This is a genomic window from Vibrio neonatus (assembly GCF_024346975.1).
Classification (GTDB): domain Bacteria; phylum Pseudomonadota; class Gammaproteobacteria; order Enterobacterales; family Vibrionaceae; genus Vibrio; species Vibrio neonatus.
The window spans coordinates 122065-147852 of sequence record NZ_AP024885.1 but is presented as its reverse complement, the minus strand read 5'-3'; the positions used below and the strand labels follow the sequence as shown (position 1 = coordinate 147852).

At 43.5% G+C, this 25788-nt stretch carries 25 protein-coding genes; 9 read left to right on the top strand and 16 right to left on the bottom strand.

Annotated features, from left to right (window positions below; all coding sequences use genetic code 11):
• Positions 1-7: 7 nt before the first annotated feature.
• The gene (locus OCU38_RS00705; protein WP_261823412.1) at positions 8-1198 is read right to left on the bottom strand and encodes a UDP-N-acetylglucosamine 4,6-dehydratase; all 1191 of its coding nucleotides are present in this window, start codon (positions 1196-1198) and stop codon (positions 8-10) included.
• A gap of 324 nt (positions 1199-1522) precedes the next feature.
• Here OCU38_RS00705 and waaA point away from each other — a divergent pair, with 324 nt between their 5' ends.
• Positions 1523-2806 (top strand): lipid IV(A) 3-deoxy-D-manno-octulosonic acid transferase, encoded by a 1284-nt coding sequence (waaA, locus tag OCU38_RS00700; protein ID WP_261823411.1) that lies wholly within the window; start codon positions 1523-1525, stop codon positions 2804-2806.
• Here the strand turns inward: waaA and OCU38_RS00695 are convergent.
• The gene (locus OCU38_RS00695; RefSeq protein ID WP_261823410.1) at positions 2771-3484 is read right to left on the bottom strand and encodes a 3-deoxy-D-manno-octulosonic acid kinase; all 714 of its coding nucleotides are present in this window, start codon (positions 3482-3484) and stop codon (positions 2771-2773) included. The genes waaA and OCU38_RS00695 overlap by 36 nt on opposite strands.
• Before the next feature lie 91 nt (positions 3485-3575).
• Here OCU38_RS00695 and OCU38_RS00690 point away from each other — a divergent pair, with 91 nt between their 5' ends.
• Positions 3576-4619, top strand: coding sequence for a glycosyltransferase family 9 protein (locus OCU38_RS00690; protein ID WP_261823409.1), 1044 nt, complete (start codon positions 3576-3578; stop codon positions 4617-4619).
• Positions 4620-4622: 3 nt separating this feature from the next.
• A complete protein-coding gene (gene coaD, locus OCU38_RS00685) occupies positions 4623-5099 on the top strand; it encodes a pantetheine-phosphate adenylyltransferase (protein ID WP_261823408.1) in 477 nt (158 codons plus the stop codon).
• Between the two features lie 55 nt (positions 5100-5154).
• On the opposite strand, the gene OCU38_RS00680 is transcribed toward coaD, so the two are convergent.
• The 4 genes from OCU38_RS00680 to rpmB all read right to left on the bottom strand — a co-directional run bounded on the left by OCU38_RS00680 (position 5155) and on the right by rpmB (position 7506).
• Positions 5155-6159: an NAD-dependent epimerase gene (locus OCU38_RS00680; RefSeq protein WP_261823407.1), complete on the bottom strand. Its 1005-nt coding sequence runs from the start codon at positions 6157-6159 to the stop codon at positions 5155-5157.
• Positions 6156-6977 (bottom strand): bifunctional DNA-formamidopyrimidine glycosylase/DNA-(apurinic or apyrimidinic site) lyase, encoded by an 822-nt coding sequence (gene mutM, locus OCU38_RS00675; protein ID WP_261823406.1) that lies wholly within the window; start codon positions 6975-6977, stop codon positions 6156-6158. Before mutM ends, OCU38_RS00680 begins: the two co-directional genes overlap by 4 nt.
• A 111-nt stretch (positions 6978-7088) precedes the next feature.
• Entirely contained in the window at positions 7089-7256 is a 168-nt protein-coding gene (rpmG, locus tag OCU38_RS00670) for a 50S ribosomal protein L33 (protein ID WP_017029383.1), read from the bottom strand.
• A gap of 13 nt (positions 7257-7269) precedes the next feature.
• Positions 7270-7506 carry a 50S ribosomal protein L28 gene (gene rpmB / locus OCU38_RS00665; RefSeq protein WP_004728407.1) on the bottom strand — a complete coding sequence of 79 codons (237 nt, stop codon included), beginning with the start codon at positions 7504-7506 and terminating at the stop codon, positions 7270-7272.
• Between the two features lie 381 nt (positions 7507-7887).
• On the opposite strand from rpmB, the gene recG reads away from it, so the two are divergent.
• Complete coding sequence (gene recG / locus OCU38_RS00660; RefSeq protein WP_261823405.1) at positions 7888-9966, top strand: ATP-dependent DNA helicase RecG; 2079 nt, start codon at positions 7888-7890, stop codon at positions 9964-9966.
• A gap of 76 nt (positions 9967-10042) precedes the next feature.
• Here the strand turns inward: recG and OCU38_RS00655 are convergent, their stop codons facing one another.
• Positions 10043-12379, bottom strand: a complete 2337-nt coding sequence (locus OCU38_RS00655; RefSeq protein ID WP_261823404.1) for a Tex family protein — start codon at positions 12377-12379, stop codon at positions 10043-10045.
• A gap of 225 nt (positions 12380-12604) precedes the next feature.
• On the opposite strand from OCU38_RS00655, the gene OCU38_RS00650 reads away from it, so the two are divergent.
• The 4 genes from OCU38_RS00650 to envZ all read left to right on the top strand — a co-directional run bounded on the left by OCU38_RS00650 (position 12605) and on the right by envZ (position 17401).
• A complete protein-coding gene (locus OCU38_RS00650) occupies positions 12605-14503 on the top strand; it encodes an ATP-dependent zinc protease family protein (RefSeq protein WP_261823403.1) in 1899 nt (632 codons plus the stop codon).
• Positions 14504-14530: 27 nt separating this feature from the next.
• Positions 14531-15031, top strand: coding sequence for a transcription elongation factor GreB (greB, locus tag OCU38_RS00645; RefSeq protein WP_261823402.1), 501 nt, complete (start codon positions 14531-14533; stop codon positions 15029-15031).
• A gap of 218 nt (positions 15032-15249) precedes the next feature.
• Positions 15250-15969, top strand: coding sequence for an osmolarity response regulator transcription factor OmpR (ompR, locus tag OCU38_RS00640; RefSeq protein WP_023402382.1), 720 nt, complete (start codon positions 15250-15252; stop codon positions 15967-15969).
• A gap of 16 nt (positions 15970-15985) precedes the next feature.
• Positions 15986-17401, top strand: coding sequence for a two-component system sensor histidine kinase EnvZ (envZ, locus tag OCU38_RS00635; protein ID WP_261823401.1), 1416 nt, complete (start codon positions 15986-15988; stop codon positions 17399-17401).
• 98 nt (positions 17402-17499) lie between these two features.
• Here the strand turns inward: envZ and nfuA are convergent, their stop codons facing one another.
• Both nfuA and OCU38_RS00625 read right to left on the bottom strand, forming a co-directional pair.
• On the bottom strand, positions 17500-18129 hold the full coding sequence (nfuA, locus tag OCU38_RS00630; RefSeq protein ID WP_023402380.1) for a Fe-S biogenesis protein NfuA: 630 nt from the start codon (positions 18127-18129) through the stop codon (positions 17500-17502).
• A gap of 115 nt (positions 18130-18244) precedes the next feature.
• The gene (locus OCU38_RS00625) at positions 18245-18850 is read right to left on the bottom strand and encodes a ComF family protein (protein WP_261823400.1); all 606 of its coding nucleotides are present in this window, start codon (positions 18848-18850) and stop codon (positions 18245-18247) included.
• 477 nt (positions 18851-19327) lie between these two features.
• Between OCU38_RS00625 and bioH the strand changes: the two genes are divergently transcribed.
• Positions 19328-20092 (top strand): pimeloyl-ACP methyl ester esterase BioH, encoded by a 765-nt coding sequence (gene bioH / locus OCU38_RS00620; RefSeq protein WP_261823399.1) that lies wholly within the window; start codon positions 19328-19330, stop codon positions 20090-20092.
• 5 nt (positions 20093-20097) lie between these two features.
• On the opposite strand, the gene cysQ is transcribed toward bioH, so the two are convergent.
• From cysQ to gspJ, 7 genes are all read right to left on the bottom strand, one after another.
• Positions 20098-20916, bottom strand: coding sequence for a 3'(2'),5'-bisphosphate nucleotidase CysQ (cysQ, locus tag OCU38_RS00615; RefSeq protein ID WP_023402377.1), 819 nt, complete (start codon positions 20914-20916; stop codon positions 20098-20100).
• Between the two features lie 5 nt (positions 20917-20921).
• Complete coding sequence (gene nudE, locus OCU38_RS00610; protein WP_261823398.1) at positions 20922-21479, bottom strand: ADP compounds hydrolase NudE; 558 nt, start codon at positions 21477-21479, stop codon at positions 20922-20924.
• Between the two features lie 117 nt (positions 21480-21596).
• Positions 21597-22370, bottom strand: a complete 774-nt coding sequence (locus OCU38_RS00605; protein ID WP_261823397.1) for a type II secretion system protein N — start codon at positions 22368-22370, stop codon at positions 21597-21599.
• The gene (gene gspM / locus OCU38_RS00600) at positions 22370-22870 is read right to left on the bottom strand and encodes a type II secretion system protein GspM (protein ID WP_023402374.1); all 501 of its coding nucleotides are present in this window, start codon (positions 22868-22870) and stop codon (positions 22370-22372) included. The genes OCU38_RS00605 and gspM overlap by 1 nt, the downstream gene beginning before the upstream one ends.
• Positions 22870-24120, bottom strand: coding sequence for a type II secretion system protein GspL (gspL, locus tag OCU38_RS00595; protein ID WP_261823396.1), 1251 nt, complete (start codon positions 24118-24120; stop codon positions 22870-22872). The genes gspM and gspL overlap by 1 nt, the downstream gene beginning before the upstream one ends.
• Positions 24089-25150, bottom strand: coding sequence for a type II secretion system minor pseudopilin GspK (gene gspK, locus OCU38_RS00590; protein WP_261823395.1), 1062 nt, complete (start codon positions 25148-25150; stop codon positions 24089-24091). Before gspK ends, gspL begins: the two co-directional genes overlap by 32 nt.
• A complete protein-coding gene (gspJ, locus tag OCU38_RS00585; protein ID WP_390625248.1) occupies positions 25131-25787 on the bottom strand; it encodes a type II secretion system minor pseudopilin GspJ in 657 nt (218 codons plus the stop codon). Before gspJ ends, gspK begins: the two co-directional genes overlap by 20 nt.
• Between the last annotated feature and the right edge of the window lies 1 nt (position 25788).

Sequence of the window (25788 nt, the reverse complement as noted above, 5' to 3'; positions counted from 1 at the left end):
GCTCCACTTACATCTTACTATCTAAATATTTTCCCGTTTCTTTATGCCCAAAATCAGGGATCATGGTAAAGAAGAGATCAACTATTTGCTCTTTACTCCAAGCTTTATTCTTTTTCATTGTCGCGATGCTGTTTTCAAATAAAGTTAGTAGTTCTTGCTCATAGAGCGGATCATTTTTAATGATTCCTAGATTTTCAAATCGAGACATATCTAGGGTTTCTTGATCGGTAAAGAATTCCTCAAAATCCTTCTCACCAGTAGTATCACTCTCAGTAAACAAACATGGCCATTTGCCTTGTTGAGGCAAAGTTTTAGCAAGTTCACGAGCTTCTTCTTCGGAGCTACAAAGGTGAGGTTCATACCCCAGCTTCTCAAGATATTTAATAGCGATATTAGCAAAAGAAATTAGATGCAGAGCTTCACTCAATTTCGGAAAGAAAATATCTCTATTTTCACCAAAGATACAAGACATCAAACAGAGCTCACCAGATTCTTGAGGAGTCACAAAGTAGCGCTTGATATCATTTGGGGCAACAATAGGCTGATGCTTTTGTATGCGTTGGTTAAAGCCATGTAGTAGTGAGCCATCAGAAAACGCTACATTAGCAAAGCGAGCGGTTGAAATAGCAATATTCTCACTCTTACGCATCAAAAACATTTCCATAATGCGCTTAGATGCCCCCATCATATTTACTGGGTTGGCGGCTTTATCTGTAGAAACACAGAAATACTTTTTAACCCCAGCATCTATTGACTGCTGGATAGTTTTATCTGTATTAAATACGTTTACATCTATCATTCGCATCAAGGTAAAAGGATCTTTTTCACTTCGAACGTGCTTCAAAGCTGATAGGTTCAACACATAATCAAATTTACCGTCGGCTTTTATAAATGCGTCATACTCTAATGAGCCAATATCTAATGCGAAGGTTTGAAAATCTCCATCGATATAACCAAATGAACTGCGAATATCTCGAACGAGTTCAACCATGTTGTTTTCACTAATATCAACAACATGCAACTTTTTCGGGTTACGTTTGAAAATCTCTTTCGTTACCGCTTGGCCGATTGAGCCCGCACCGCCGAGAACTAAGAATCGAGATTCAGAAACAATCTGACTCAACTCTTTAGCTTTTGATTCGATATCACCAGAAAATAACTCTTTTTTTCTGCCTATTAAGTCCAAAACACTGTTCATTTAGTTACTCATTAATATTCAAGTTGGGATGTGTCATAAGCAGCACATCAAATTTTGAAATGTCTTATCTATGTTACACTGCATAAAGTCAGCTTTAGTCAAACAAGTGACAATTGCACTAGCAAATATCCAAGTTATTGATATCACCAGTGTACTCTTACAGTATACGGATGTATGCAATTTGAAAAAGCTGTCTTAATACATATAAATAGTATAGATTTTTACTCATCACTTACCTGATCTCACTTATGTATTGTAACTTAAGATGTTGCGTAAATGCGCCTATCTTAACCTCACTGCATAGATACTAAGCTGCAAATGACCATGAAATATTTTATCAGAGCGTTCTATACCACTCTTCTTACACTTTTAAGCCCTTTGCTTTTCATGTCGCTGTTAAGAAAGAAAGAAGGTAAGCCAAGTGTAGGAAAACGTTGGATAGAATATTTTGGGATTACCCCAAAATTATCAGGCTCGCAGCCCATTTGGATTCATACCGTTTCGGTCGGGGAAACCATCGCCGCTATTCCCTTGATTCAAGCCATCAAAAATAAATATCCTGAACGAAGCATTCTGATCACCACCACCACAACTACGGGTGCGGAACAGGCAAAAAAACTGTCCGATATTGCTGAGCATAGATATATGCCCGTAGACTTTAGCTGGTGCATTAGAGGCTTTATAAAAAGAGTAAAACCAAGCTGTATGTTAATCATGGAAACTGAGCTTTGGCCTAACACGCTGAATACTGCTTCCAATTCAGGTATTCCAATAGCACTGATAAATGCTCGTTTATCGGAGCGCTCAAGTAAACGCTACAAAAAATTTCAGTCCGTATTTAATCTTATGTCACAGAGCCTCAATCAAGTGCTTTGCCAACACTCAGATGATGCCGATAGATTCAATCAACTCGGAATTACTGCAAATAAACTTACGGTAACCGGTTCATTAAAATTTGATATTTCAATACATTCAAATATTACCCATAAAGGCAAAGAACTGCGTAAACAACTAGGAACTAAAAGACCTATCTGGATAGCAGCAAGTACCCATGAAGGTGAAGACGAAATTATCTACAAAGCACATCAAGACCTGCTTAAGGAAATCCCTGATGCTTTGCTCATATTGGTACCTCGCCACCCAGAAAGATTCGCCTCTGTCGCTAAGCAAGCGTTAGAGTACGACTTCAAAGTGGTTTCCAGAACAGAGAGGGCCGCGGTTTCTGCCGATACTCAAGTTTATCTTGGCGATACTATGGGAGAAATGCTGACTCTGATCAGTGCTGCTGATGTATGTTTTATGGCAGGTAGCCTTATTGGTGATAAGGTGGGTGGACATAATATGCTAGAACCTGCGGCTCTAGAAAAACCAATCCTTAATGGCCCCAGTTTCTTTAACTTTAAAGATATAACCCATCAGTTGATTCAAGAGCAGGCATTAATCATTTGCCAATCTGAAAACGAAATCACTGATAATCTTGTGCAATTATTTAAAGATTCAACCTCTCGCATTCAGATGGGTAAAAATGCTTATCAAGTCGTCGCGCAAAACCAAGGCGCGGTAGCCAAAACCTTAGACGCTCTCTCTAGCGTGATAACCAAGCAATAACTGCTCCCAATCACTCCCTTGCCAGTGAATCGAAAAGCGCTGTACTTCCTTTAGGAATGAGCGCTTTAATCTTTCTAAATTCGCCTGCTTCCAATCATCACCAGCCTGTTGATAGCATTTATCAAAATCTATGATCCATACCTGATCACTGCTATCAAGCAAGATATTGTGAATATTAAGATCGGTGTGATTAACTTGTGCTTGATGAAGCTTGTGTATTTGCCTGCCAATAGACTGATATATATCAGAACTTAACGGTGAGTGTTGTAGTTGTGCCACTAAGTCTTGAGCATTTGGTATTCTTTCACTCAATAAATCCGCGGTATAAAAAGGGCCAAATTTATCGGCCTTAGCGGCAATAGGTCTGGGGACGTTAACTCCTTGCTCACGCAGATGCTGTAGCAACTTATACTCTTGATAACTACGGGTGTTCTGCCAACCAGAAAACCAGTACTGATCTTTAACTAATTTGCCAAATAACCCGCCACGACGATAATGGCGCAGTGCAGCTTGTAAACCATCAAGTTGTACAAACCAAGTGGTGCCTCGTCCTTTTGCACTACCGGTTATTTTGTCCTGCACAAACCAATATGGGGCTTCAAAACACATTTCTGGTGGGACATTGAGTAAGCTAGGCTCATACCAAATGAATTCTGACCCATTGTTTAATGTTTCCAATCTGCAACCCCAATAAATTCAATTCTTTCCTGATTTTACAATTAACTCTAGCACCTGCATAATTTATCTATCTCCTTTATGAGCCAATTGCATGACACTGTTTAAATCACCACCAAAATCACTCTGTATTCTTCGCCTTTCTGCCATCGGTGATGTTTGCCATGCTATCGCTGTTGTACAGGCAATCCAAAACTATTGGCCAAGCACTAAGATCACTTGGATTTGCGGTAAAATTGAAGCTCAGCTTATCGGTGATTTACCCAATATTGAAATTGTGGTGTTCGATAAAAAACTCGGATTTAAAGGCATGAAAGCGGTGTGGAAACAGCTGTCATCGACTCGCTTTGATGCTTTGCTGCATATGCAAGCCGCACTTCGAGCAAGCGCCCTCTCCTTTGGCATTAAAGCGGATTATAAAATCGGCTTTGGTAAGAATAGAACCAAAGAAGGTCAGTGGTTGTTTACTAACAAACACATTCCAAACTCACAAAGCTTTCATGTTTTAGATAATTTTGCTGATTTTGCACGATACATTGGGGTTCCATTTCAGGCTCCGCAATGGCACATTCCCGTTAGCCATGACGATACTGAATTTGCTAAGAACGTTATCAATAACCAGCCAACATTAGTCATTTCAGCCGCAGCGAGTAAAGATAGCCGCAATTGGCTAACAGAGCGCTACGCTGCCGTCGCTGATTATGCGATAAACAAAGGCATGCAAGTCATACTGTGTGGCTCGCCTACTGACAGGGAAATCAAATTAGCCGAAAACATTGCCCAATTGATGCAAGGTGATGTGAATAACATGGTGGGGAAAACCTCATTAAAACAACTGACTGCAGTACTTAATGAAGCGAGCGTAGTACTCGCACCCGATTCAGGGCCCGCTCATTTAGCCACTACGCAAGGTACGCCTGTGATAGGGCTTTATGCTCACAGCGATCCGCGACGCACTGGTCCTTATAATAGTCTGGAACTGGTAGCGAATGCCTATGATGAGCATATTCAACAGCAAACTAATAAGTCACTGTCAGACATTCCTTGGGGAACTCGCGCGAAAGGCGATGATCTAATGTCTGCAATTAGTACCGAACAAGTCTGCCACCTACTCGATAAAGCATTAGAGAAGAATTAATTTATGAAAAACCATGTCCTCTACCCTGGCACTTTTGATCCATTAACCTATGGTCATTTAGACATTATTACCCGCGCGGCTAATCTTTATGAGCAAGTCACTGTATGTGTTGCTGCCAGTCCAAGTAAAAATACAATGTTCACCCTAGAAGAACGGGTAGCCATGCTTCAAGAGTCTGTCGTGCATCTAAACAATGTCAAAGTGGAAGGCTTTTCTGGGTTACTTATTGAGTTTGCCAAGCAAAAGCAAGCGAACCTGCTTATTCGAGGTTTGCGTACTACGATGGATTTTGAGTATGAGTTTGGTCTTACTAGCATGTACCGAAAACTGATGCCGACATTAGAAAGTATCTTCTTAACGCCGTCTGAAGAGTTTGCTTTTCTTTCGTCAACCATTGTCAGGGAAGTTGCGATTCACGGTGGGGATGTGGAAGGTTTTGTGCCGTCTTCGGTATTTAAACGAATTAAAGAAAAGGTTTAGCTCTTCTGCTTTTTTATTCTAACTAAAAGAACCAAGAACTAAACCTAATACCAGACTATAGGGTGTAGTAAGCTTTGTACCAATCAACAAAGGCCTGTACGCCCTCTTTTACCTTCACTTCTGGCTTGTAACCGGTCGATTTAAACAAGTCTGCTGTATCAGCGTAAGTCGCATACACATCACCTGGCTGCATTGGCATGAAGTTTTTCTTCGCTTCAATGCCCAGAGCCTCTTCTAGCGCTTCGATATATTCCATTAGCTTCACCGGACTGCCGTGACCAATGTTATACACTCGGTATGGCGCAGAGCTGGTTGCAGGAGAACCTTGTTCAACATTCCAATCAGCATTCGCCTCGGGGATTACGTCTTGGATTCGCAGGATACCTTCAACGATATCATCAATATAAGTGAAATCACGCTGCATATCGCCGTTGTTGTACACGTCAATTGCTTCACAATTTACGATCGCTTTGGTGAACTTAAATAGCGCCATATCAGGACGTCCCCATGGGCCATAAACAGTGAAGAATCTTAATCCTGTTGTAGGTACGCCATAGAGATGCGAGTAAGTATGAGCCATCAGCTCATTGGATTTTTTAGTTGCTGCATAAAGAGAAATTGGGTGATCAACCGAATCTGCAGTGTTGAACGGCATTTTTTTATTTAAGCCATATATTGAGCTCGAAGAAGCGTAAATAAGGTGTTTGATCTTATGGTGACGACAACCTTCCAAGATAGTCAAATGACCGATAAGGTTACTGTCGGCATATGCTAGCGGATTATCAATGGAATAACGCACGCCTGCTTGCGCGGCCAAGTGAATCACTTTATCAAATTGCTCTTCAACAAATAGCGCGGCAATGCCTTCACGGTCAGCTAAATCAAGCAGCTTAAAGGTAAATTTGTCATGCTCAATACGTTTTAAGCGATCTTCCTTTAGAGAGACTTGGTAATAGTCATTCATATTATCGATACCGACAACATCATGTCCTGCCTGCGTTAAGCGCTCTACGACTGCACTACCGATGAAGCCAGCAGCCCCAGTGACTAAATATTTCATGTTGTTACCTTCTGTTGGCATGTTTCACACCAAAATGTATTTCTTTGCCCAACCATCTTTTGGCTAATGTTCGTTGCGCAGACCGGGCATTCTTGTCCAGCTCTGCCATAAACTTGTAGCTCTTGAGCAAAATAACCAGGCTTACCATCTGGCTGAGCAAAATCATTAAGCGTGGTTCCGCCTTGTTTTATGGCGTTGCTAAGCACTTGTTTTATTTCTTTAACCAGCTCATCCCACTCTTTATGTGTCAATGAGTTAGCGGGTCTTAATGGGTGAATTTTAGCATTAAACAAAGATTCGTTAGCGTAAATATTACCTACGCCCACCACAACCTTATTATCCATAATGAATTGCTTTACGGCGATGCGCCTTTTCGCCGCCAGAGCAATGATATATTCAGAGCCAAAGTCATCACTAAGAGGCTCCGGCCCAAGGTTATCTAAAATAGACAGTGATTCACCGGCTTCGATCCACAACCAAGATCCAAAACGCCTCGGATCGTTATAACGCAATAACTTGCCATTTTGCAAAATAAGATCAACGTGATCATGTTTGCTAGCCTGCACACTGTCATCTTGAATTCTTAATGAGCCCGACATACCTAAATGCACCACAATACAACCATTGGCGGTATGCAGTAGAAGATATTTAGCACGGCGAGTGACCGCTTCAATCACCACACCACTGAGTTGTTGCAGTTGCTCTGGCACAGGCCAACGTAGTTTTGGCTGACGCACTACAATTTTTTTGATCGTTTGACCTGTAATGTGCGGACTGATCCCCATGCGGGAAACTTCAACTTCTGGTAACTCTGGCATGCATCGCTCAATTCATTCTATGGAATCATTATTCTAACGTTTTCTAGGCATAAAAAAACCCAGCAACAAGTGCTGGGTTTTTATGTTCTGCGTAAAGAAGTGTTAAATCAATTACTTGATTTTAGCTTCTTTGTACATAACGTGTTGACGAACAACTGGATCAAATTTCTTGATCTCAAATTTGCCCGGCATGTTACGTTTGTTTTTATCTGTAGTATAGAAGTGACCTGTACCAGCAGAAGAAACAAGTTTAATTTTTTCGCGAATGCCTTTAGCCATTGCTCAATTCCTCTTAAACGTTTTCGCCACGTGCACGGATATCAACAAGAACAGCATCGATGCCTTTCTTATCAATAATACGCATGCCTTTAGCAGTTAGACGTAGTTTAACAAAACGTTTTTCGCTCTCTACCCAGAAACGATGAGTTTGTAGGTTCGGCAGAAAACGGCGCTTAGTAGCGTTGCGTGCGTGAGAACGGTTGTTACCCGTTACAGGACGCTTACCAGTTACTTGGCATACTCGGGACATGAATGTCTTCTCCAAATCGTTTCAGCTCGATATCAACCTTGGTGGCCGAACCTCTCTAGTGAGGCCGAAAACCATTATGGAAAATCCATACAAGGCTATCAAAGGTCGCGTATTATACTAACTTGACGAGAATTGCTCAAGACCCGAACAGATCCTTTTTACAGAATTTGGTGATCTTTTTTGAGCAGAGCTGATTTTTGTTCAAAAATAGTGCGCGTATGTTACCAGAAATCCTACACCCTACAACCACTAATTAGCTATCAGACCTATATTTAATTTAGCTTGACGACTATTTGTGTTTGGCTAGCGTAAATTGTTAGCCTAATATAGCTTGGAATTCATCATCATACTGATATAAATCATTCACTTACCGAGGTCAGAATGTCGCAACTCTTATCTGCAATCCCACTGACTTCCTTAAATGGCGTTGGGGCAAAGGTCGCTGAAAAGCTAGCTAAGGTCGGCCTTATCTCTATTCAAGACCTTTTATTTCACCTTCCGCACCGTTATGAAGACCGAACTCGCGTTTATCCGATGATAAGTTTGCACGCTGGGCTATGGGCGGGAGTGCAAGGCAAAGTCATGACGGTGGATACCGTTTTTGCTCGAAGAAAAATGCTCACCGTAAAAATCAGCGATGGAAATGGCACTATCACATTGCGATTTTTTAACTTTACCGCCGGAATGAAAAATAATTTCAGTGAAGGCAAATGGGTACATGCTTATGGCGAGATCAAACGCGGTAATCAAGGTTTAGAGATCGTTCACCCTGATTTTTCATTTTTTAATGAAGGTAAAGCGGTGACGACCGAATCCAGTTTGACCCCAGTTTACCCAACAACCGAAGGGCTGCGCCAACTCACTTTACGCAACCTCACCGATCAAGCGTTAGAGCTGTTAGATAAATCAGCGGTGAACGAGTTACTGCCCGACGGATTGTATGATGCACAATTATCCCTAAATCAAGCTCTGCACATTGTGCATCGCCCCTCTCCAGAGATAGACATGGAACAGTTTGATTTAGGCCGTCACCCCTCACAGCTACGCTTGATCATCGAAGAGTTGTTAGCCCAAAACCTATCGATGCTAGCGCTCAGAAGTAAAGGACAGCTTGATGATGCAATTGCACTGCCCGCATCAAATCGCTTAAAAGCGCAACTACTGGATTTACTGCCCTTCTCTCCAACCAAGGCGCAAGCTAGAGTTGTTAACGAGATCGAAGGCGATCTTCTCAAACCCCATCCGATGATGCGTTTAGTACAAGGCGATGTGGGATCAGGCAAAACACTGGTAGCTGCACTTGCCGCCGTCACCGCCATCGAACAAGGCTATCAAGTGGCAATGATGGCACCAACCGAGCTATTGGCTGAGCAACACGCCATCAACTTTACCGCTTGGTTTGAACAACTGGGTATCAAAGTTGGTTGGCTGGCGGGGAAAGTCACCGGCAAAGCCAAACAAGCACAACTGGACGCCATCGCCAGTGGTGAAGCACAAATGGTGATCGGTACGCATGCTTTATTTCAAGAGCAGGTGAAATTCCATAACCTCTCTTTAGTGATCATTGATGAACAGCACCGTTTTGGCGTCCACCAGCGTCTAGAGCTTCGAGAAAAAGGCGCGGTTGCTGGATACTACCCTCATCAATTAATCATGACTGCCACGCCAATTCCAAGAACCTTAGCTATGACCGCTTATGCCGATCTTGAAACCTCGATTATTGATGAACTACCACCGGGAAGAACGCCCATTCAAACCGTTGCCATACCCGATACCAAGCGCGCCGATATTATTGAACGTATCCGAGTTGCTTGTGCGCATGAAGGTAAGCAAGCGTACTGGGTGTGTACGCTAATTGACGAGTCCGAAGTGTTAGAAGCTCAAGCCGCTGCTGAAATAGCTGAAGAGCTCACGGCTAAATTACCGGAGCTAAAAGTAGGACTGGTGCATGGACGAATGAAGCCCGCTGAAAAACAAGCCATCATGCAGCAGTTCAAAGCCAATGAATTACAACTTTTGGTCGCCACCACAGTGATTGAAGTGGGCGTAGATGTGCCAAATTCCAGCTTAATGATCATTGAAAACCCAGAACGCCTCGGGTTGGCACAATTACACCAATTACGCGGCCGCGTTGGGCGTGGAACCGTCGCCAGTCATTGTGTGCTTCTCTATCATGCGCCTTTATCTAAAACTGCTCAGAAGCGTTTAGGGGTACTACGAGAAAGTAATGATGGTTTTGTGATTGCGCAGAAAGACTTAGAAATTCGCGGTCCGGGTGAGCTACTTGGCACCAAGCAAACCGGTATCGCCGACTTTAAAATTGCCGATCTAATGCGCGACCAACATTTAGTGCCACAAGTGCAAAAAATGGCGCGCTATATTCACCAGCAATATCCAGAAAATGCCCAGCAGATCATTGAGCGCTGGATAGTAAATAGCGATGAGTATGCGAAAGCTTAGCGAACGTTAAACAAATCACTATCGAAATAATAAGAGCCTCAATTGAGGCTCTTATTAAGATCTAAAAGTAAACGATTTAGCGGCGCTTCTTATCTGCATTGGCAAATGCTGCCGCCATCGCGCCACCTAAACCGCCACCCAGACTAGAGCCTGCAGACGAACGGTTATCACGGCGCTCATTACGCTGTGGACGTTTATTGTCTTTATTAGCCTGCCCGCGACTGGTGCGATTATCTTGACCCGGCTGATCATTTAAGCGCATAGACAGTGCAATACGCTTACGCTGAATATCCACTTCCATTACCTTAACCTTCACAATATCACCCGCTTTTACCACCTCACGAGGATCAGAAACGTATTTATCGGTCAGTGCCGAAATATGCACCAATCCATCTTGGTGTACGCCAATATCCACAAAAGCACCAAAGTTAGCCACATTGGAAACCACACCTTCGAGCACCATTCCCACTTCTAAATCAGAAACCTTGTCGATTCCCTCAGCAAAAGTCGCGGTTTTAAATTCAGGTCTTGGATCGCGTCCCGGCTTATCCAACTCTTTAATAATGTCGGTAACCGTAGGCAAACCAAACTTATCATCAATAAAGTCGATGGCATTTAGCTTACCTAAAAAGCCACTATCGCCAATCAAGTTTGAGATTGGCTTACTGGTTTTCTCAGCAATATTTTTAACTACTGGGTAAGCTTCTGGGTGAACAGAAGATGCATCTAATGGATTACGACCATTCATAATGCGCAAGAAGCCTGCACTTTGTTCAAAGGCTTTTGGCCCCATACGCGCCACTTTCTTAAGGCTAGCACGGCTTTCAAAGCGACCGTTTTCATCACGATGAGCCACGATGTTTTGTGCCAATGTCGTCGATAAGCCCGCCACACGGTTAAGCAGAGCAGCAGAGGCTGTATTCACATCCACACCCACCGCATTCACACAGTCTTCAACAACAGCATCTAGACGTTTTGCCAGTGAGGATTGACCCACATCATGTTGATATTGGCCCACACCGATAGATTTAGGATCAATCTTAACCAGTTCCGCCAATGGGTCTTGCAAGCGTCTGGCGATAGAAACCGCACCACGTAAAGAAACATCCATATTCGGAAATTCTTTGGCGGCGAGCTCAGAAGCGGAATACACCGAAGCGCCCGCCTCACTCACCACTATTTTTTGCACCTTAGTGCCGTTTTTAATCAGCTCACCAATAAAGCTATCGGACTCACGAGAAGCGGTGCCATTACCGATTGCCACCAAATCAACATTATGTTGTTTGATTAATCGGTCGATGATTTGCAACGATTTATCGTATTGCTTTTGCGGTGCGTGCGGATAAATCACCTCTGTAGCTAATACCTTGCCTGTGCCATCGACCACGGCAATTTTACAGCCTGTTCTTAAACCAGGATCTAAACCTAAAGTTGCGCGAGGCCCTGCCGGTGCCGCCATCAACAAATCTTTTAAGTTAGTCGCAAACACTTCAATCGCATCAATTTCAGCGCGCTCTTTCATCGCCGACATCAGCTCTGTTTCCAAATGCATGGACACTTTTACGCGCCACGCAAAGCTAATCACCTGCTTACGCCAAGTATCAGCAGGAGCATCACTCAATGAAATGCGGTAGTGGTCGGCAATGATCGTTTCGCAATATGAACTGCGAATAGAAGGGTCTTGCGCAGGGTCGGCATTTAATGACAACTGTAAAAAGCCTTCATTACGACCACGAAGCATAGCTAACGCACGGTGCGATGGAACGCGACTAATGGCTTCATCATGCTCAAAGTAATCTTTAAATTTCTCACCTGCTGCTTCCTTTCCAGATACAACGCGAGATTGTAATTGAGCATGTTTATTAAGATACGCTCTTAGTTTTTCCAATAGATCGGCATCTTCAGCGATACGCTCCATCACTATGGCTCTTGCACCATCTAACGCCGCTTTAGTATCTGCAATACCTTGCTCTGGGTTTAAGTAATCCTGCGCCACGGTTTCTGGCACCAAAGAAGCGTCATTCCAGATAGCATCCGCTAGCGGCTCCAATCCAGCTTCAATCGCAATTTGACCTTTGGTGCGACGCTTTGGTTTGTACGGCAGGTAAAGATCTTCAAGACGAGTCTTATTGTCAGCCTGATTGATCTCTTTTTCTAATTCTGTCGTCAGTTTCCCCTGCTCAGAAATAGATTTAAGGATCGCTTGTCTGCGATCGGCAAGCTCACGAAGGTAAGTCAAACGGCTGTCTAGAGTACGCAATTGGGTATCATCAAGCCCACCGGTCACTTCTTTTCGATAACGAGCAATAAACGGTACGGTATTTCCCTCATCAATCAGGTTGGCCGTAGCCGTCACCTGTTGGGTGGAGACGTTTAGCTCAGTGGCAATAATCTGAAAAATCGTCTGACTCATCTTAATTCACTTATTTCCTTAATGTTTGCAACTAACTATGGGGGCAAATGTCAGAAAAACCAGATCTCAAAACAATGATTAGCCCCAATAAACTGTGGTCAACGAGTTAAATTAAAGATTTAACCTAACATTTGCCTGCAAGTTACTGATTGTTGGTTAGAATTAAACAAGGTTACTCTTCAAATACTCAGTTACTAGAAACTGGATTAGACATGGATGTTGATAATGAAAAATATAACCAAGCCGCTATCATTGCTCATTGCCTCTTTAGCGAGCCTACCTGTGCTGGCCGAAGGGGACGACACTTCAATCATGATGAATGAGAATAAGCAGGCTTATACCACCGCCAGCCCCGCCTTAAAATGGCAAGATAAGGTCGTATTAGGGCGTGTCGAAAACGTGTATTACCAAGATATTGATGCCCTTGAAGGACAAGCCTTTATTGGCAAAATCGATACCGGTGCCGATACCACCTCTATGCACGCTGAAAATATCCACGTATACAGCAACAACCCCAAATATAAAGGACTGCAAGATACCGAGTTGATGCAAGCCATCGTCGATGAGTTTGGCGGCCCCAAAAGTAACTGGTGGCTAGAAAGTTTTGATACCCCTGAAAGAAATATCCAAGGTATTGTGAAGTTTGATCTTCGCCACCCCACCACAGGGGAAGTGATTGCTCTTGAAAGACCACTGGCTCGCACTAGCGTTATCCGCAGTCGCACCAGTGAAATCCCTTTATATCGCCCCGTAATTACTATTCCTCTGCAAATTGCGGGGGTAACGGTAGATACCGACGTCAACTTAACCGACAGAAGTAACTTCTCTGCTCCTATTCTGATCGGTAAGACTTTCCTTAAACAAAATGCATGGGTATTTGCCGGTTATGACTATCTGCAGTCACAAAATGACGCGCACATTGTCGGGCGCAGCGAAACCTTTTTTGTCGATGATATCTCGTTAAAAACCAGCTTCTCACTGGTCAATAGCTATAGCCAAATACACGCGACTAATATCAAGGTCAATCAAGATAAACACACCGTCACCTTCGACACAGGCAATAAAGAAACCAGTACTACGCTGACTCTGCCATTAGAGCGCATGCTCAGAGTAGGTGGAGAAAAACGTCCTTTAGTATTTGTACCCGTAACAGCCGGTGATTTTAAAACGCCAATTTTGGCTTACCTTAAAGACCGCTCTAAATACAGCTCACAACTTCGTCTTGGCAAAAACACCCTGAGTAAATATTTTGTGATTAACACCGGCGACAAACATGTGCTCCACACTCAAAGCAAAAAACTGAGCTCGCTGCTGGATAGCAAAAATCCATTAATGGTAACCCCGCACGAAGTGATTTATATCGACAACACGCCTGTCGATGCGAAACCCTCTTTTGCCATCAATACTCCAGTATTATTTGTGGACAGCTTTGAGCTAAGCAAAGGAAAAAGTGGTGAGCAAGCCAGCTTCTACATTCCAAGTACTAACGGTAATGACAGGAAAGTCATCAAAAAAGTGGAGCGAAAAATACGCATTGGCGATAACGTCCGCCCGGTACTTAAAGAGGCTGTCACTATTGGTGGCAAAGAGGTGACATTAGAGTTTGCTTTAGAAGCCACTGATAAAGGCAGTGATCCGTACTTTGCCATGGGTCGTGCTTTCCATAAACAAGGGGTACTGATTAACACCCGAACCGAAGACTTGCTCACTCCACACCCTCTATTTCACGCCGGCTTTATCGAAACCGCGCAAGTGGAAAACCTAACCTTCCCCGTAAAACTGGATACCGGTGCCGACATTAGTTCAATCAATGCTCTTAACATCAAACGCTTTGAAGAAAATGGCAAACCTATGGTGAGCTTTGATTACCAAAATTCAGACGGGCTTACGCAAAACTTTACCAAACAAGTGGTTGATGTAATGCGTATTCGCGCCAAAGCGGGAGAAAAACCCAATGAGCGCCCAGTGGTACTCATGAATGTCAAACTTGGTGAGGTAAATCAAAGCGTGCGTGTTAACCTGCAAGATAGAAGCCGCTTTGAATACAGCATGATATTAGGTAAAAACTTCCTTAAATATGGGGTTGTAGTCAGCAGTGACCAGACCTATTTATTAGGTAAATAAGGCATTTATTACTAACGACACTATTAGATGAAAACGAACTTAATCACTCGAGAAGGCTTTAACAAGCTACAACAAGAACATGACTACCTTTGGCACGAACGTCGTCCAGAAGTCACCAAAATTGTCACCTGGGCGGCGAGCCTAGGTGACCGCTCCGAGAACGCTGATTATCAGTACAATAAGCGTTTATTACGCCAAATTGATCGTCGCGTTCGCTATCTACGCAAAAGACTGCCCGACCTTAAAGTGGTCGACTACGCTAGCGCTCAAGATGGTAAGGTTTTTTTTGGGGCTTGGGTGGAAATAGAAAACAAGCAAGGTGAGCTAAAACGCTTTCGCATTGTTGGGCCCGATGAGATTTATGGCGACGATGTAAAGCAGTATATCTCCATTGATTCTCCTATGGCGCGCGCTCTATTAAAAAAAGAAGTGGACGATGAAGTGCAGGTTAGAACCCCAGAAGGCACAAAAGAGTGGTTTGTGAACAAAATCAATTACCAAATACCTGATTGGTACAAAATCAAGTAAAAATAATGAGTTACATCAATAAATATATTTTTTATTAGATACTGTTAATATTATCTAACACTTTATCTCTCTATAATCGATTCAGCTTTGTTACATTTCCAAGAGTATTATCATTCAGGTGTGATAAGGAGCGAATTTGCAAAAGTGACGGACTACTTGCTCGCACTCGCCAACTCCCACTTTTAAATTTAAAAATTGGATTAAGTAGGTTCTATACAATGCAAGAAAACTTCAAAATTTTAGTTGTCGATGACGACGCTCGCCTTCGTTCATTACTTGAACGCTACCTTTCTGAGCAAGGGTTCCAAGTTCGCTCTGTCGCTAACGCCGATCAAATGGATCGCCTGTTAACTCGCGAAAACTTTAACTTAATGATTCTCGACCTCATGTTGCCGGGTGAAGATGGTCTATCCATCTGCCGCCGTCTGCGTAGCGCAAACAACACGTTGCCAATCCTAATGCTAACGGCAAAAGGTGATGAGATTGATAGAATTGTCGGGCTAGAAGTTGGTGCCGATGATTACTTACCAAAACCATTTAACCCAAGAGAACTGCTAGCACGTGCTAAAGCAGTACTGCGCCGTCAATCTGTAGAAGCTCCGGGGGCTCCAAGCTCAGAAGAAGCCATTGTAGAATTTGGCGAATTTGCACTCAACCTAGGTACTCGCGAAATGTATCGCGGTGAAGAGCTTATCCCTCTTACCTCTGGTGAATTTGCGGTATTAAAGATCCTAGTGACCAATGCTCGTGAACCTATGTCTCGTGACAAGCTCATGAACCTTGCTCGCGGACGCGAATATTCAGCAATGGAACGTTCGATTGATGTGCAAATCTCTCGTCTACGTCGTATCCTTGAAGAAGATCCTAGCCACCCTCGCTACATTCAAACCGTATGGGGCCTAGGTTATGTATTTGTTCCAGACGGTAACAAAGTATAATTTTTAGGATAATTTAATGCGATCGCGTAGTTCGATAACTCAATCAATCATCGGCTTTATTGCTCTTTTGATTGCTAGCCAAGCTTTTTCTTACTACGCGATTTTTAATTACGCATTACTTCCCAGCCTTAAACAGTTCAACCGTATACTCTCGTACGAAATCAACCTCGTCACCGAAGAGTACGCTCGAATTCGTCAAGAATCCGAACTTGGCATCCCTGAAAGTGAACGCACTAGCCCCCTAAGACAAGCCCTTTTGCTTAGGCTTGGGGTGAGTGTTCACCCTATGGCAGGCATGGCTGAAGAAGAGTTTCAAAAAGCCTTCTATCTTGATTTTATGAGTGATGAAATCACCGAAGAGATTGGCTCACCCGCAGAAGCGCGCTTAGCAAGAGACAGCAAAAGTTACCTGCTATGGATCAAACTTGATGTTATGCCTAACTGGATTTTAAGGATCCCGTTAACAGAGCTCACTCAAGATGAATTCAAACCTCTATTTATCAATAGCTTACTCATAACCATCTTCTTTATATTAGGTGGTTGGGGCTTTATTCGTTGGCAAAATAGACCTCTTAAAGATCTTGAATCGGCGGCAATTAGTGTTGGTAATGGCGTTATCCCCGACCCACTACCGGAAAATGGCACAACCGAAATTCGCGCGGTAACCAAGTCCTTTAACAAAATGGCGCGCGGCATTGAAGAGCTCGAAACCGATAGACGTTTAATGCTGGCCGGTGTCAGCCATGATATTCGTACGCCGTTAACACGCATTCGTCTCGCCACAGAAATGATGTCTGATCAAGACAGCTATTTAGCCGATGGCATGATTCAAGATATCGAAGAGTGTAATGACATCATTGCGCAGTTTATCGATTATTTAAAACCGGTTGATCGCAACGACTTTACTAACCTCAACCTCAATAACATGGTTGAAGAGCTTGAATGGGCGCTAAAAATCTACCAATCTGGTGGCTCTATTGAAGATGAGACGCTGGACAGCGAGCTGAATAAAGACATTGTTAATTACACCTTTGATGTTCAGCTTCAACCGGATTTGCCGGATATTTACGCCAGTTATATTCCGATAAGACGGACTTTGAGCAACTTAATCGTTAACTCTAAGCGCTATGGCAATAACTGGATTGGTATCAAGACTGGCTTTTTGCACAATAAAGTATGGGTAACCATCGAAGATAATGGCCCTGGCATTGATGATGAACAGATGCAGAAAGTGTTTGAACCCTTCACCCGCGGTGATACATCGCGTGGCAGTGAAGGCACAGGTTTGGGACTATCTATCGTTAAAAGAATTATCGCTGAGCACAATGGCACGATAGACATGAGCAACCGTAGCGAAGGCGGATTGATGGTAAGACTAACCTTTGATGTCTACAGCAAGAAACACAAAAATAATACCAATCGTACTAAATAACTGGTCATTCTAGCTTGTTGAAAAATAAGCATTAAAAAAGCGGAGTTCAACCATGTTGAACTCCGCTTTTTACTAATTCTATCTAGAACTACTCACTATTATTGATAGTAAGAGTGCTCACCTTGTTCATGTTCAGTCGCATCTTTAACCGCAACTAATTCACCAGAGAACTCTTCTAGTAGCTGCTTTTCAATGCCGTCTTTTAGCGTTACATCTACCATAGAACAGCCGTTACAACCGCCACCAAACTGAACCAGTGCAATGCCATCATCAGTGATTTTAACTAGGCTTAGGTGACCACCGTGGCTGGCAAGCTGCGGGTTCACTTGAGTTTGAATCACGTACTCGACACGTTCTAGCAAAGGGGCATCGTCAGATACTTTACGCATTTTTGCATTTGGTGCTTTCAACGTTAATTGAGAACCCATTTTATCCGTCACATAATCGATCTCAGCATCCTCTAAGAATGGTAAGCTCAATTCGTCTACGTATGCAGAGAAAGCCTCAAATGATAGCTCTGTATCAGTTGCTTCAATGGCTTCTGGTGGGCAGTAAGATACGCCACACTCTGCGCTTTGAGTTCCGGGATTGACCACGAATACTCGAATGTTTGTTCCCTCTGCTTGCTGCGACAACAAGTTAGCAAAGTGCGCTTGAGCAGATTCTGTAATAGTGATTTTATTAGACACGATAAATACCTGAGTAATTCTGTAGGTTATTATGGGCATTCTACTCTGTTCGATTTATTTTTCAAACATGTATTAGCTGTAGATCATTGTGACAATTTGAGTTGATAATCACCAACATCAAGCAAACTTGACTCGATACTGTCAAATAATCCTTTTATAAAATAGGTCGAGATGCCCTACAAATGCAATAAATATCAATCCGTTGTACGCCTTTCTCTTTAAGCAGCACACAGATTTCGGCCACGGTACTGCCCGTAGTGACTACGTCATCCAATAAAGCAACATGAGGTTGGTCTTGCAATTTAGCTAGATACTTAGGTGATAACAAAAATGCTTTTTTTAGATTAATCAGACGTTGTCGACGATTTAATCCCATCTGATTTTTCGTCATTTTACTGCGCGTAATAGCTTTAGGTAAGAAGCAAATTGGCACTTGAGTACGCTCTGTAAGGCACTGATATAAAGACTCCGCAAGATAGTCACTTTGGTTAAATCCGCGCCATAAATGTCTGCGCCAGTGCAATGGGATTGAGAGTAATATAGGAGCGGGTGACTCGATTTGCTTTGCCAGTAACGCGGCTAACTCTTTGGCGTGCCACACTTGTCGACGATACTTTAGTTTCTGAATAAATCCAGACAGCGGAGCTTGATACTCCCCTACACAAATCAGCTTATCCCAAGGTGGAGGGTCGGTAATGCATTGTCCACACCGCTCCATTGGCGTTGCCGTATTCACCCCGCACATCTGACAACGAGCCACCGGTTTAAGTCTCTCCAGACATTCATCGCACCATTTACTCGTCCCACCTTCCTTGAGTAGATTGTCACAAGCGTAGCAATAAGAACCCAAAAGCGTAAATGCAACTCTAGAGAGTCGCTGAACAAGCAAACTCAACCATTGAGTTAATGAAGGATTTCCAATAATCTTCCCCTTAATGTTAAGCAGTGTTTACTGTTATTTTTAGCTCATCGACAACAACTAAAGGGCTGAAAAGAGTATGACATGGCTACGGTATAACTTTCACTCGACAACTCAGCGGGCTATACCAATCACACTAAGTAAGTGTTCAGAACTAGCGCAGGAAAAATGCTCGAGAACAAGGCAGAATTTTTCGATAAGTAGTTATTCTACAATCAAAAATTCTAACGCCGTTATCGAGCATTTTAACAAGCTAGAATGACCAGTTATTTAGTACGATTGGTATAAGTAAAAGCACTCAATAAATAGGTACAATGGATGAGCTCAGAAACAAAACTGCATTGGGATGTATTTGGTAAAGGTGAAAACCTGATTCTGATCCATGGTTGGGGCATGAACGGTGCGGTTTGGCATCAAGTGGTTGAGCAATTAAGCCAACATTTTTGTGTACATGTGGTCGACCTACCGGGATATGGGCACAGCCATCAAGTTGCAAGTGCTTCCATTGCTGATATTGCACAAGCGGTATTAGAAGATGCGCCGCAACAAGCAATATGGCTAGGCTGGTCTTTAGGTGGATTAGTCGCAACCCACGTTGCTCTCCATCAGCCGCAACGTGTCTCTAAACTCATTACCCTTGCCAGTTCACCGCGCTTCTCCGCCGAAGGTCGAGTATGGCGAGGTATTGCCCCTAAAGTGCTAGACGACTTTACTAGCCAACTAACCGATGATTTTCAAGGCACTATCGAACGATTTATGGCGTTACAAGCAATGGGAAGCCCATCAGCAAGGCAAGATGTAAAACAGTTAAAGAGCGCTGTTTTATCGCGTCCTATGCCCAATCCTGATGCATTGCACCTTGGATTAGAATTATTAGCCAGTGTCGATTATCGCCAACAATTAAATGAGATTAGCGTGCCACTGCACCGTATATACGGTCGTCTAGATGGACTGGTACCGGTTAAGGTTGCGACAGTATTGGATAAACAATTACACACAGAATCACATATATTTAAGGCCTCGTCGCACGCTCCTTTTATGAGCGAAAGACAGGCCTTTTGTGATTTGATAACCCAGCTATAGAACAATTAATCTTGGGTTAGGATCTCATTCCAAGGAAGGTTGCGATCACCGATAACAATGAAGTTGGGGTTCTCCAAGGTTTCACGCAAATTATAAGAAAGAGGCACAAGTTGTGTATCAAGGATAGTACCGCCCGCCTCTTCCACAATGCATTGTGTGGCCGCAGTGTCCCACTCACCTGTTGGACCTAAACGCAGATAACAATCGGCGCTACCTTCGGCAACCAAACACGCTTTTAGCGCAGCCGAGCCCAACGGAATCAATTCATAGTTCCACTTGTTGCTCATTCGCTCAGTAATACGATTGATGTCTTGGCGGCGACTGATGGCAATCGCAATATTTTGCTTAGGTAATTCATGAGTATGGGTGTTGATACGAATGTTCTCATCCATATCGGGAATTTTCCACGCCCCTTTTCCCTGATAAGCATGATAAACCACGCCAGAAACCGGCGCATAGACCACTCCCATAATCGGCTTGTTGTTCTCAACTAACGCAATGATGGTGGCAAAATCACCGCTACGGGCAATAAACTCTTGAGTGCCATCTAAAGGATCGACTAGCCAGTAACGTTCCCACTGTTCACGCTCAGCTAAGCTAATATCAGAATCTTCTTCGGAGAGTACAGGGATATCAGGAGTAAGTTCAGACAAGCGTTCCATAACCAGTTTATGAGCGGCTAAGTCGGCGCTGGTAACAGGAGTATCGTCAGACTTAATAAACTCTTCGTAATCTCGCTTTAGATAAATATCAAGGATGAGCTGACCAGCGGAACGGGCGATTTCTATAACATTGGGCAATAAGTGGGAAAAGTCTTGTCTCATTACTGTTAATCCTTTAATTGAGCAAAGTATCGCTGTGCTAGCATCAGAGCGCTAATACTGCGTGCCTCACAAAAATCCATATGTGAGAGTAACTCATCGGCTTGAGCCAGAGGCCAACGAATCAATGTCAGAGGTTCAGGTTCATCACCGACTAAAGTTTCAGGGTAAAGATCTTGAGCAATAAACAGCGTCATTTTGCTAGAAAAGTATGACGGCGCCAGAATGACTTGTTTTAACGGTACAAAATCCTTCGCACCAAAGCCAATTTCTTCTTTTAACTCACGATTGGCCGCTTCTACTGGTGTTTCTCCAGCATCAATTAAGCCTTTCGGAAAGCCTAGCTCGTAGCTTTCTGTGCCTGCCGCGTATTCTCTAACCAGTAACAGGTCCCCATCAGCGGTCAGGGGAACCATCATTACGGCATCGCGACCAGAAGGACGCATTCGCTCGTAAGTACGTCGCTCACCGTTAGAAAACTCTAGATCCAAAGCCTCAATGCAAAACAAACGCGAACGCGCAACTTCTGCCTTGTGTAAAATCTGTGGCTTTTTATTACCTGCCATTCTAATTAGCCTCTTCGTTAATTCACGAAATTAACTTTACACCAACTCAAGCAAATGTCTGAATATTCTTACCCGTTAAATCATTTATGAAGCTAAACGTACTTATAAAACGGCCGACTATAACCGACCAGAATAAACAAACGGATAGTGCCCTTGTCCGTTCGGTTCGCCCAACCATTTTAGCTGTTGTCCCAATTTTTGCGGGAACTCAGCACCAGGCTTAAACCATGCATCGAGATCGTAGCTCATATCCGAATGCAGCGACGCGGTAAATTGGCTCGATACTTGAGCGGTTTCTTGATTGCCTTTGGCGGTTAATTGATTGTCAGTACAGGTCACATCAGAAACGATATTGCCAAGATCTAAATCGCCTAATGGAGAGCTAGCTTTGCTGTTATTCCACACCAGTTTTGCAGAGCCTGATTGACACCATGGGCTTGCATACTGGTAATCTTTCACCGCTAAGTCTAGTTGACCGTCAACAGATACCGGAGCAGGTACATTAACGTATTTAAGCACTTGCTTAGCTGGCATCGATAAAATCAAACTGCTGGCATAAGGGCCATCAAAGCTGTATCCCACCGTGCCTCTGCCGGTTAAATCAAGCGCACTGTTGCGACCCAATCGAACATTTAGCTCAGCCTTTCCTTGCAACAGCTTCCACCCTTGCAGATCCCAGTTTACTTCGCCAAGACCATATTGCTGCCAAGTCACATCTTTGGCCGTGCCTTTCCATAATGTTCCACTCACACCAGAGATGCTTAGACCATTAATACGCGGCGCTTGTTCTAAGGCGAACTTTGCCGGTAAATGCACGATAACACTGCACAAAAATACGATTAATAACAAAAAGCTGTAGCCAAACAGCTTTTTAAAACTGATACCAAACATTAACTACCTACTCTCTTAAACTGTAAGCGACTGACTTCAACAACACCGGGCTTTTCCGTCTCAGTGATGTCTAAAAAGGCCACATCAACGCCTCTTTCTTGACGCAAAAATAATAGCCAGTTCATCAGTTGATTAAAGGCAACCGGTTGTACCCAGACCTGAACCATATCGTCGCGAGGTTGCAGTCGAATCAACTCAATATTAAAGCGACGTGTCGAAGTTGATAGTACTTGGTTTAATGGCTGATTAGAGATGGTTGGCGCATTACTGGTTTTACGTAATTCCGTGATCTCATTGGCTTCTTTTTGCACCCAGCTTAACAGCTGCGTTTCACGAACCAAACGTGTTTGAGCAAGTTCACTTTTCTCTTTTAACGGGGCAAAACCGCCCCAGTAAAGCAAACCCGCTAAACCAAAACCAATGGCAATAATGAGCATGCGTTGCTCTCGCAAACTAATGCCGCTCCAATAACCAAGGATGGATTCTTGTAATTTTCGCATTATTTCACCTTCAGCACGTAGCTACTGCTGACCAAATCACCATCACGATTTATCTGGCCTTGCTGTACAGAGAATTTGTCAGATAAAGCCACGCGCAGTTTTTCAAACGTTTGGAAATCACTGGCTTGAGCTTGAATTCGTAACTCTTCACGGTTGCTATCAAATTTCACACTCTGGATTTTCACTTTATCAGAGCCTTTCAATGACTGCTGAACTTCAAGCATCCAAGTGATCAATGGCGCATCAACTGTGCCACCGCTCAATCGCGTTTTTTCATCCGTCATTTGACGTTTCAGATAACTAACCGTTGGAATGCGGCGCTTTTCAGGGAAAACGGCTCGGAAAATACGTTCGCTTTCCGCGCGGTAGGCAGTTGCTTTTGACTCAATTTGACTGACGTTCATGTAAGTATTAACACTGAACACAACCAATAAAATTAAAGCGGCAATTGCAGGCGCACGCCATAATTTAATGTTCTTTAGCCAAGATGCTTGTCGCTTAAACTCACCGCTCAGCAAGTTAACGGTGGAAAGCTGAGCATTTTTTGCCAGCAATGCCATTGGCAATTCAGCGGGCTGCTCATCAATGGTTGCCGTCACTTGCTGTTGCAGTGCTTCAGGAAGCGCGCCAAAAGATTGAATCGTCACTTGCTCAACAGGAGTCGCTTCTTGCTCTACGTCTTCATCAGATTCTGTCGCTGATGACATCTGCGTCACAGCAAAAGGCACCAGTTGCTCTGGTAAGGTCATACCTTGAAATTGATTCTGACGAATCAGGTAATGATCATCCCAAGGAAGTATGCTGATGGCATTTTCTTGCAAAGGCAGTGATAGTACATCGGGCAATACTTTGTGTAATTCGATGCCCGCTTCCGCAAAACGTGCAATACATTGCTTGAAGTAGCTCTTATCTACCGCCGCAATCCACGCTTTATCACCCGCTAACTTAAGAATAGAAAAATGAAGCTCATCAATATCTTGTGCTAGCTCTTCTTCAAGAAGAAAAGGCAACATGGTGGCAAACTGACGGGTTGCACCCGCAGGAACATTAACCTCTTTCAAGGCTATATCTTGCCCATCCAGTAGTAAGGCAACGTTGCGGTCGGTTACATAACTGGCTAGATCTTCTAGCTCATGTAAACCGTTGAGTTCTCCACTCGCGATAATTTCGTCTTCGGTTGAAGACCAAACCAGCCATGGGATTGTATTTAAATTCTGCCTACTGAGCCGAACTGTCAGGATTTCGCTCACTAATTCCTCCAAATCGACGGCGTATTACCCGCGATTCGTCTTTATTTTCACTATAAAGCAGGCTTCTCAAGCGAACTCGAGCTTCCTGCACAAATACTTCTGTATCCAGTTCAAAGTACTTACTGTCTACCGATAGATAAGCTTTAGCTTTGTTTTTGATGTCATCACTAACGCCAGCAATATCGGGTTCAGATAAAAATTCGTCCGTACTTTCCCAACCGTCATATGGACGGTCTTCGATAACTTTTTGTGCTTGTTCTTCACTGATTTCAGAGTTAAACAGAGCCACAATTAACTTAGCTTGCCAAGCTCTGATGGTATTCACATTAATACGCAAATCATCGGTTGGTAACGCGCACGCTAGCCAAGAAATTTGTTTCATTGCAGGGCCCGTCATTTGATAGACACTTCTTAGCTCACTAAGATCGGCAATTAAACCATTCGGTGCCATATACGCAGGAGAGAGCCCCTCATAGGTGGCATCTTCCACTCCAGATTGAGTGGTCACAACATCATTTTCGTCTAGATATTCCCACGTAGAATCAGCAACCACTTCAGCTTGATAATTATCTAGGCCTGCTTCTTCTAATAGTGTGCGCCATACTTCTAGCAAGTAAGGGCGAGCACTGGTGGTTGCGTCCAACTGAACAGCAGCCAGAGCGTTAACATTGAAACACGCCTGCATATCACGAATCACGCCGCGAGCTTCACCGTATTCCAATGGGTATGTTTGTTCGTCTAAAGCCCAAGGCTGGCTCAAGTTTACCGTTTCGCCGTCTTCCAGACTCTGCTGAATACCATATTTTGCTAATGCTTCAACACCAATTGCGTACCAGTAGGCTTGTTGGTTATTCACCTGATTACCCGCTCTGTCTACGCTGAGCATTAAACGCTCAGACATAGTGGCAGCAATAGCGGTCATAACCGCTAATAGTAACAATACAATGATCAAAGCAACGCCTTGTTGTTGCTTGTGACCTTTATATGTTCGACCAAAAAGCTGGGATGGATTATTCTGGCGTATCTTCATTGATCCTCTCAAACTTACCGTCTGCAGTAAGGTAGATACGCTCTAACTTGCCATAATCTTCCAGTGTTAAATCCACCGCGATAGCTTTTGGCAGCGCATCACTGTCGACCCACTCTTTTACCCAAGCTTCGCCATTGTAAAAACGCATATCGAACTTCTCGACCTTATCCAGAAGTGGCGTCACTATGCCTTCTTGTGCGGCTGGGGTATCTGGGTATCGCCACCAGACACGCTCTAATTTGTCACCCTGAATCCGATAACCCACTTTGGTAATTTCACCACGGGGAAATTGCTGTTGCGGGTTAATCCAGCCTAGACGAGTAAACAACACGCCTTTTGCATCAGAGTCGAGTAAATTGTCTTTCCAATACAACAGTGACTGTCCTGATTCTTCCTTGCCGGCTTCCTCTCCATCATTACGGAAACGGCGCACGGCAATTTGACGAAAATCACTGTCTAAATAAACTAATGTGGCTTGTAATTGCTGTAAGCGGCCCAATTTTTCTTGAGACTGGGTATTGCTCAACTGAACCTGAAATACCACTTGATACGCAGCAATACTTAAACTGGCAAAAACCGCAATTGCGACCAGCACCTCTATTAAGGTAAAGCCTTTCGCTTTATTGTAACGAGCCATA

What these genes read in the sequence shown, in the direction of transcription:
- OCU38_RS00705 (WP_261823412.1), bottom strand. Translation starts at nt 1,198, where the DNA reads ATGAACAGTGTTTTGGACTTAATAGGCAGAAAAAAAGAGTTATTTTCT.
- waaA (WP_261823411.1), top strand. Translation starts at nt 1,523, where the DNA reads ATGAAATATTTTATCAGAGCGTTCTATACCACTCTTCTTACACTTTTA.
- OCU38_RS00690 (WP_261823409.1), top strand. Translation starts at nt 3,576, where the DNA reads ATGACACTGTTTAAATCACCACCAAAATCACTCTGTATTCTTCGCCTT.
- coaD (WP_261823408.1), top strand. Translation starts at nt 4,623, where the DNA reads ATGAAAAACCATGTCCTCTACCCTGGCACTTTTGATCCATTAACCTAT.
- OCU38_RS00680 (WP_261823407.1), bottom strand. Translation starts at nt 6,159, where the DNA reads ATGAAATATTTAGTCACTGGGGCTGCTGGCTTCATCGGTAGTGCAGTC.
- mutM (WP_261823406.1), bottom strand. Translation starts at nt 6,977, where the DNA reads ATGCCAGAGTTACCAGAAGTTGAAGTTTCCCGCATGGGGATCAGTCCG.
- rpmG (WP_017029383.1), bottom strand. Translation starts at nt 7,256, where the DNA reads ATGGCTAAAGGCATTCGCGAAAAAATTAAACTTGTTTCTTCTGCTGGT.
- rpmB (WP_004728407.1), bottom strand. Translation starts at nt 7,506, where the DNA reads ATGTCCCGAGTATGCCAAGTAACTGGTAAGCGTCCTGTAACGGGTAAC.
- recG (WP_261823405.1), top strand. Translation starts at nt 7,888, where the DNA reads ATGTCGCAACTCTTATCTGCAATCCCACTGACTTCCTTAAATGGCGTT.
- OCU38_RS00655 (WP_261823404.1), bottom strand. Translation starts at nt 12,379, where the DNA reads ATGAGTCAGACGATTTTTCAGATTATTGCCACTGAGCTAAACGTCTCC.
- OCU38_RS00650 (WP_261823403.1), top strand. Translation starts at nt 12,605, where the DNA reads ATGAAAAATATAACCAAGCCGCTATCATTGCTCATTGCCTCTTTAGCG.
- greB (WP_261823402.1), top strand. Translation starts at nt 14,531, where the DNA reads ATGAAAACGAACTTAATCACTCGAGAAGGCTTTAACAAGCTACAACAA.
- ompR (WP_023402382.1), top strand. Translation starts at nt 15,250, where the DNA reads ATGCAAGAAAACTTCAAAATTTTAGTTGTCGATGACGACGCTCGCCTT.
- envZ (WP_261823401.1), top strand. Translation starts at nt 15,986, where the DNA reads ATGCGATCGCGTAGTTCGATAACTCAATCAATCATCGGCTTTATTGCT.
- nfuA (WP_023402380.1), bottom strand. Translation starts at nt 18,129, where the DNA reads ATGCCCATAATAACCTACAGAATTACTCAGGTATTTATCGTGTCTAAT.
- bioH (WP_261823399.1), top strand. Translation starts at nt 19,328, where the DNA reads ATGAGCTCAGAAACAAAACTGCATTGGGATGTATTTGGTAAAGGTGAA.
- cysQ (WP_023402377.1), bottom strand. Translation starts at nt 20,916, where the DNA reads ATGAGACAAGACTTTTCCCACTTATTGCCCAATGTTATAGAAATCGCC.
- nudE (WP_261823398.1), bottom strand. Translation starts at nt 21,479, where the DNA reads ATGGCAGGTAATAAAAAGCCACAGATTTTACACAAGGCAGAAGTTGCG.
- OCU38_RS00605 (WP_261823397.1), bottom strand. Translation starts at nt 22,370, where the DNA reads ATGTTTGGTATCAGTTTTAAAAAGCTGTTTGGCTACAGCTTTTTGTTA.
- gspM (WP_023402374.1), bottom strand. Translation starts at nt 22,870, where the DNA reads ATGCGAAAATTACAAGAATCCATCCTTGGTTATTGGAGCGGCATTAGT.
- gspK (WP_261823395.1), bottom strand. Translation starts at nt 25,150, where the DNA reads ATGAAGATACGCCAGAATAATCCATCCCAGCTTTTTGGTCGAACATAT.
- gspJ (WP_390625248.1), bottom strand. Translation starts at nt 25,787, where the DNA reads ATGGCTCGTTACAATAAAGCGAAAGGCTTTACCTTAATAGAGGTGCTG.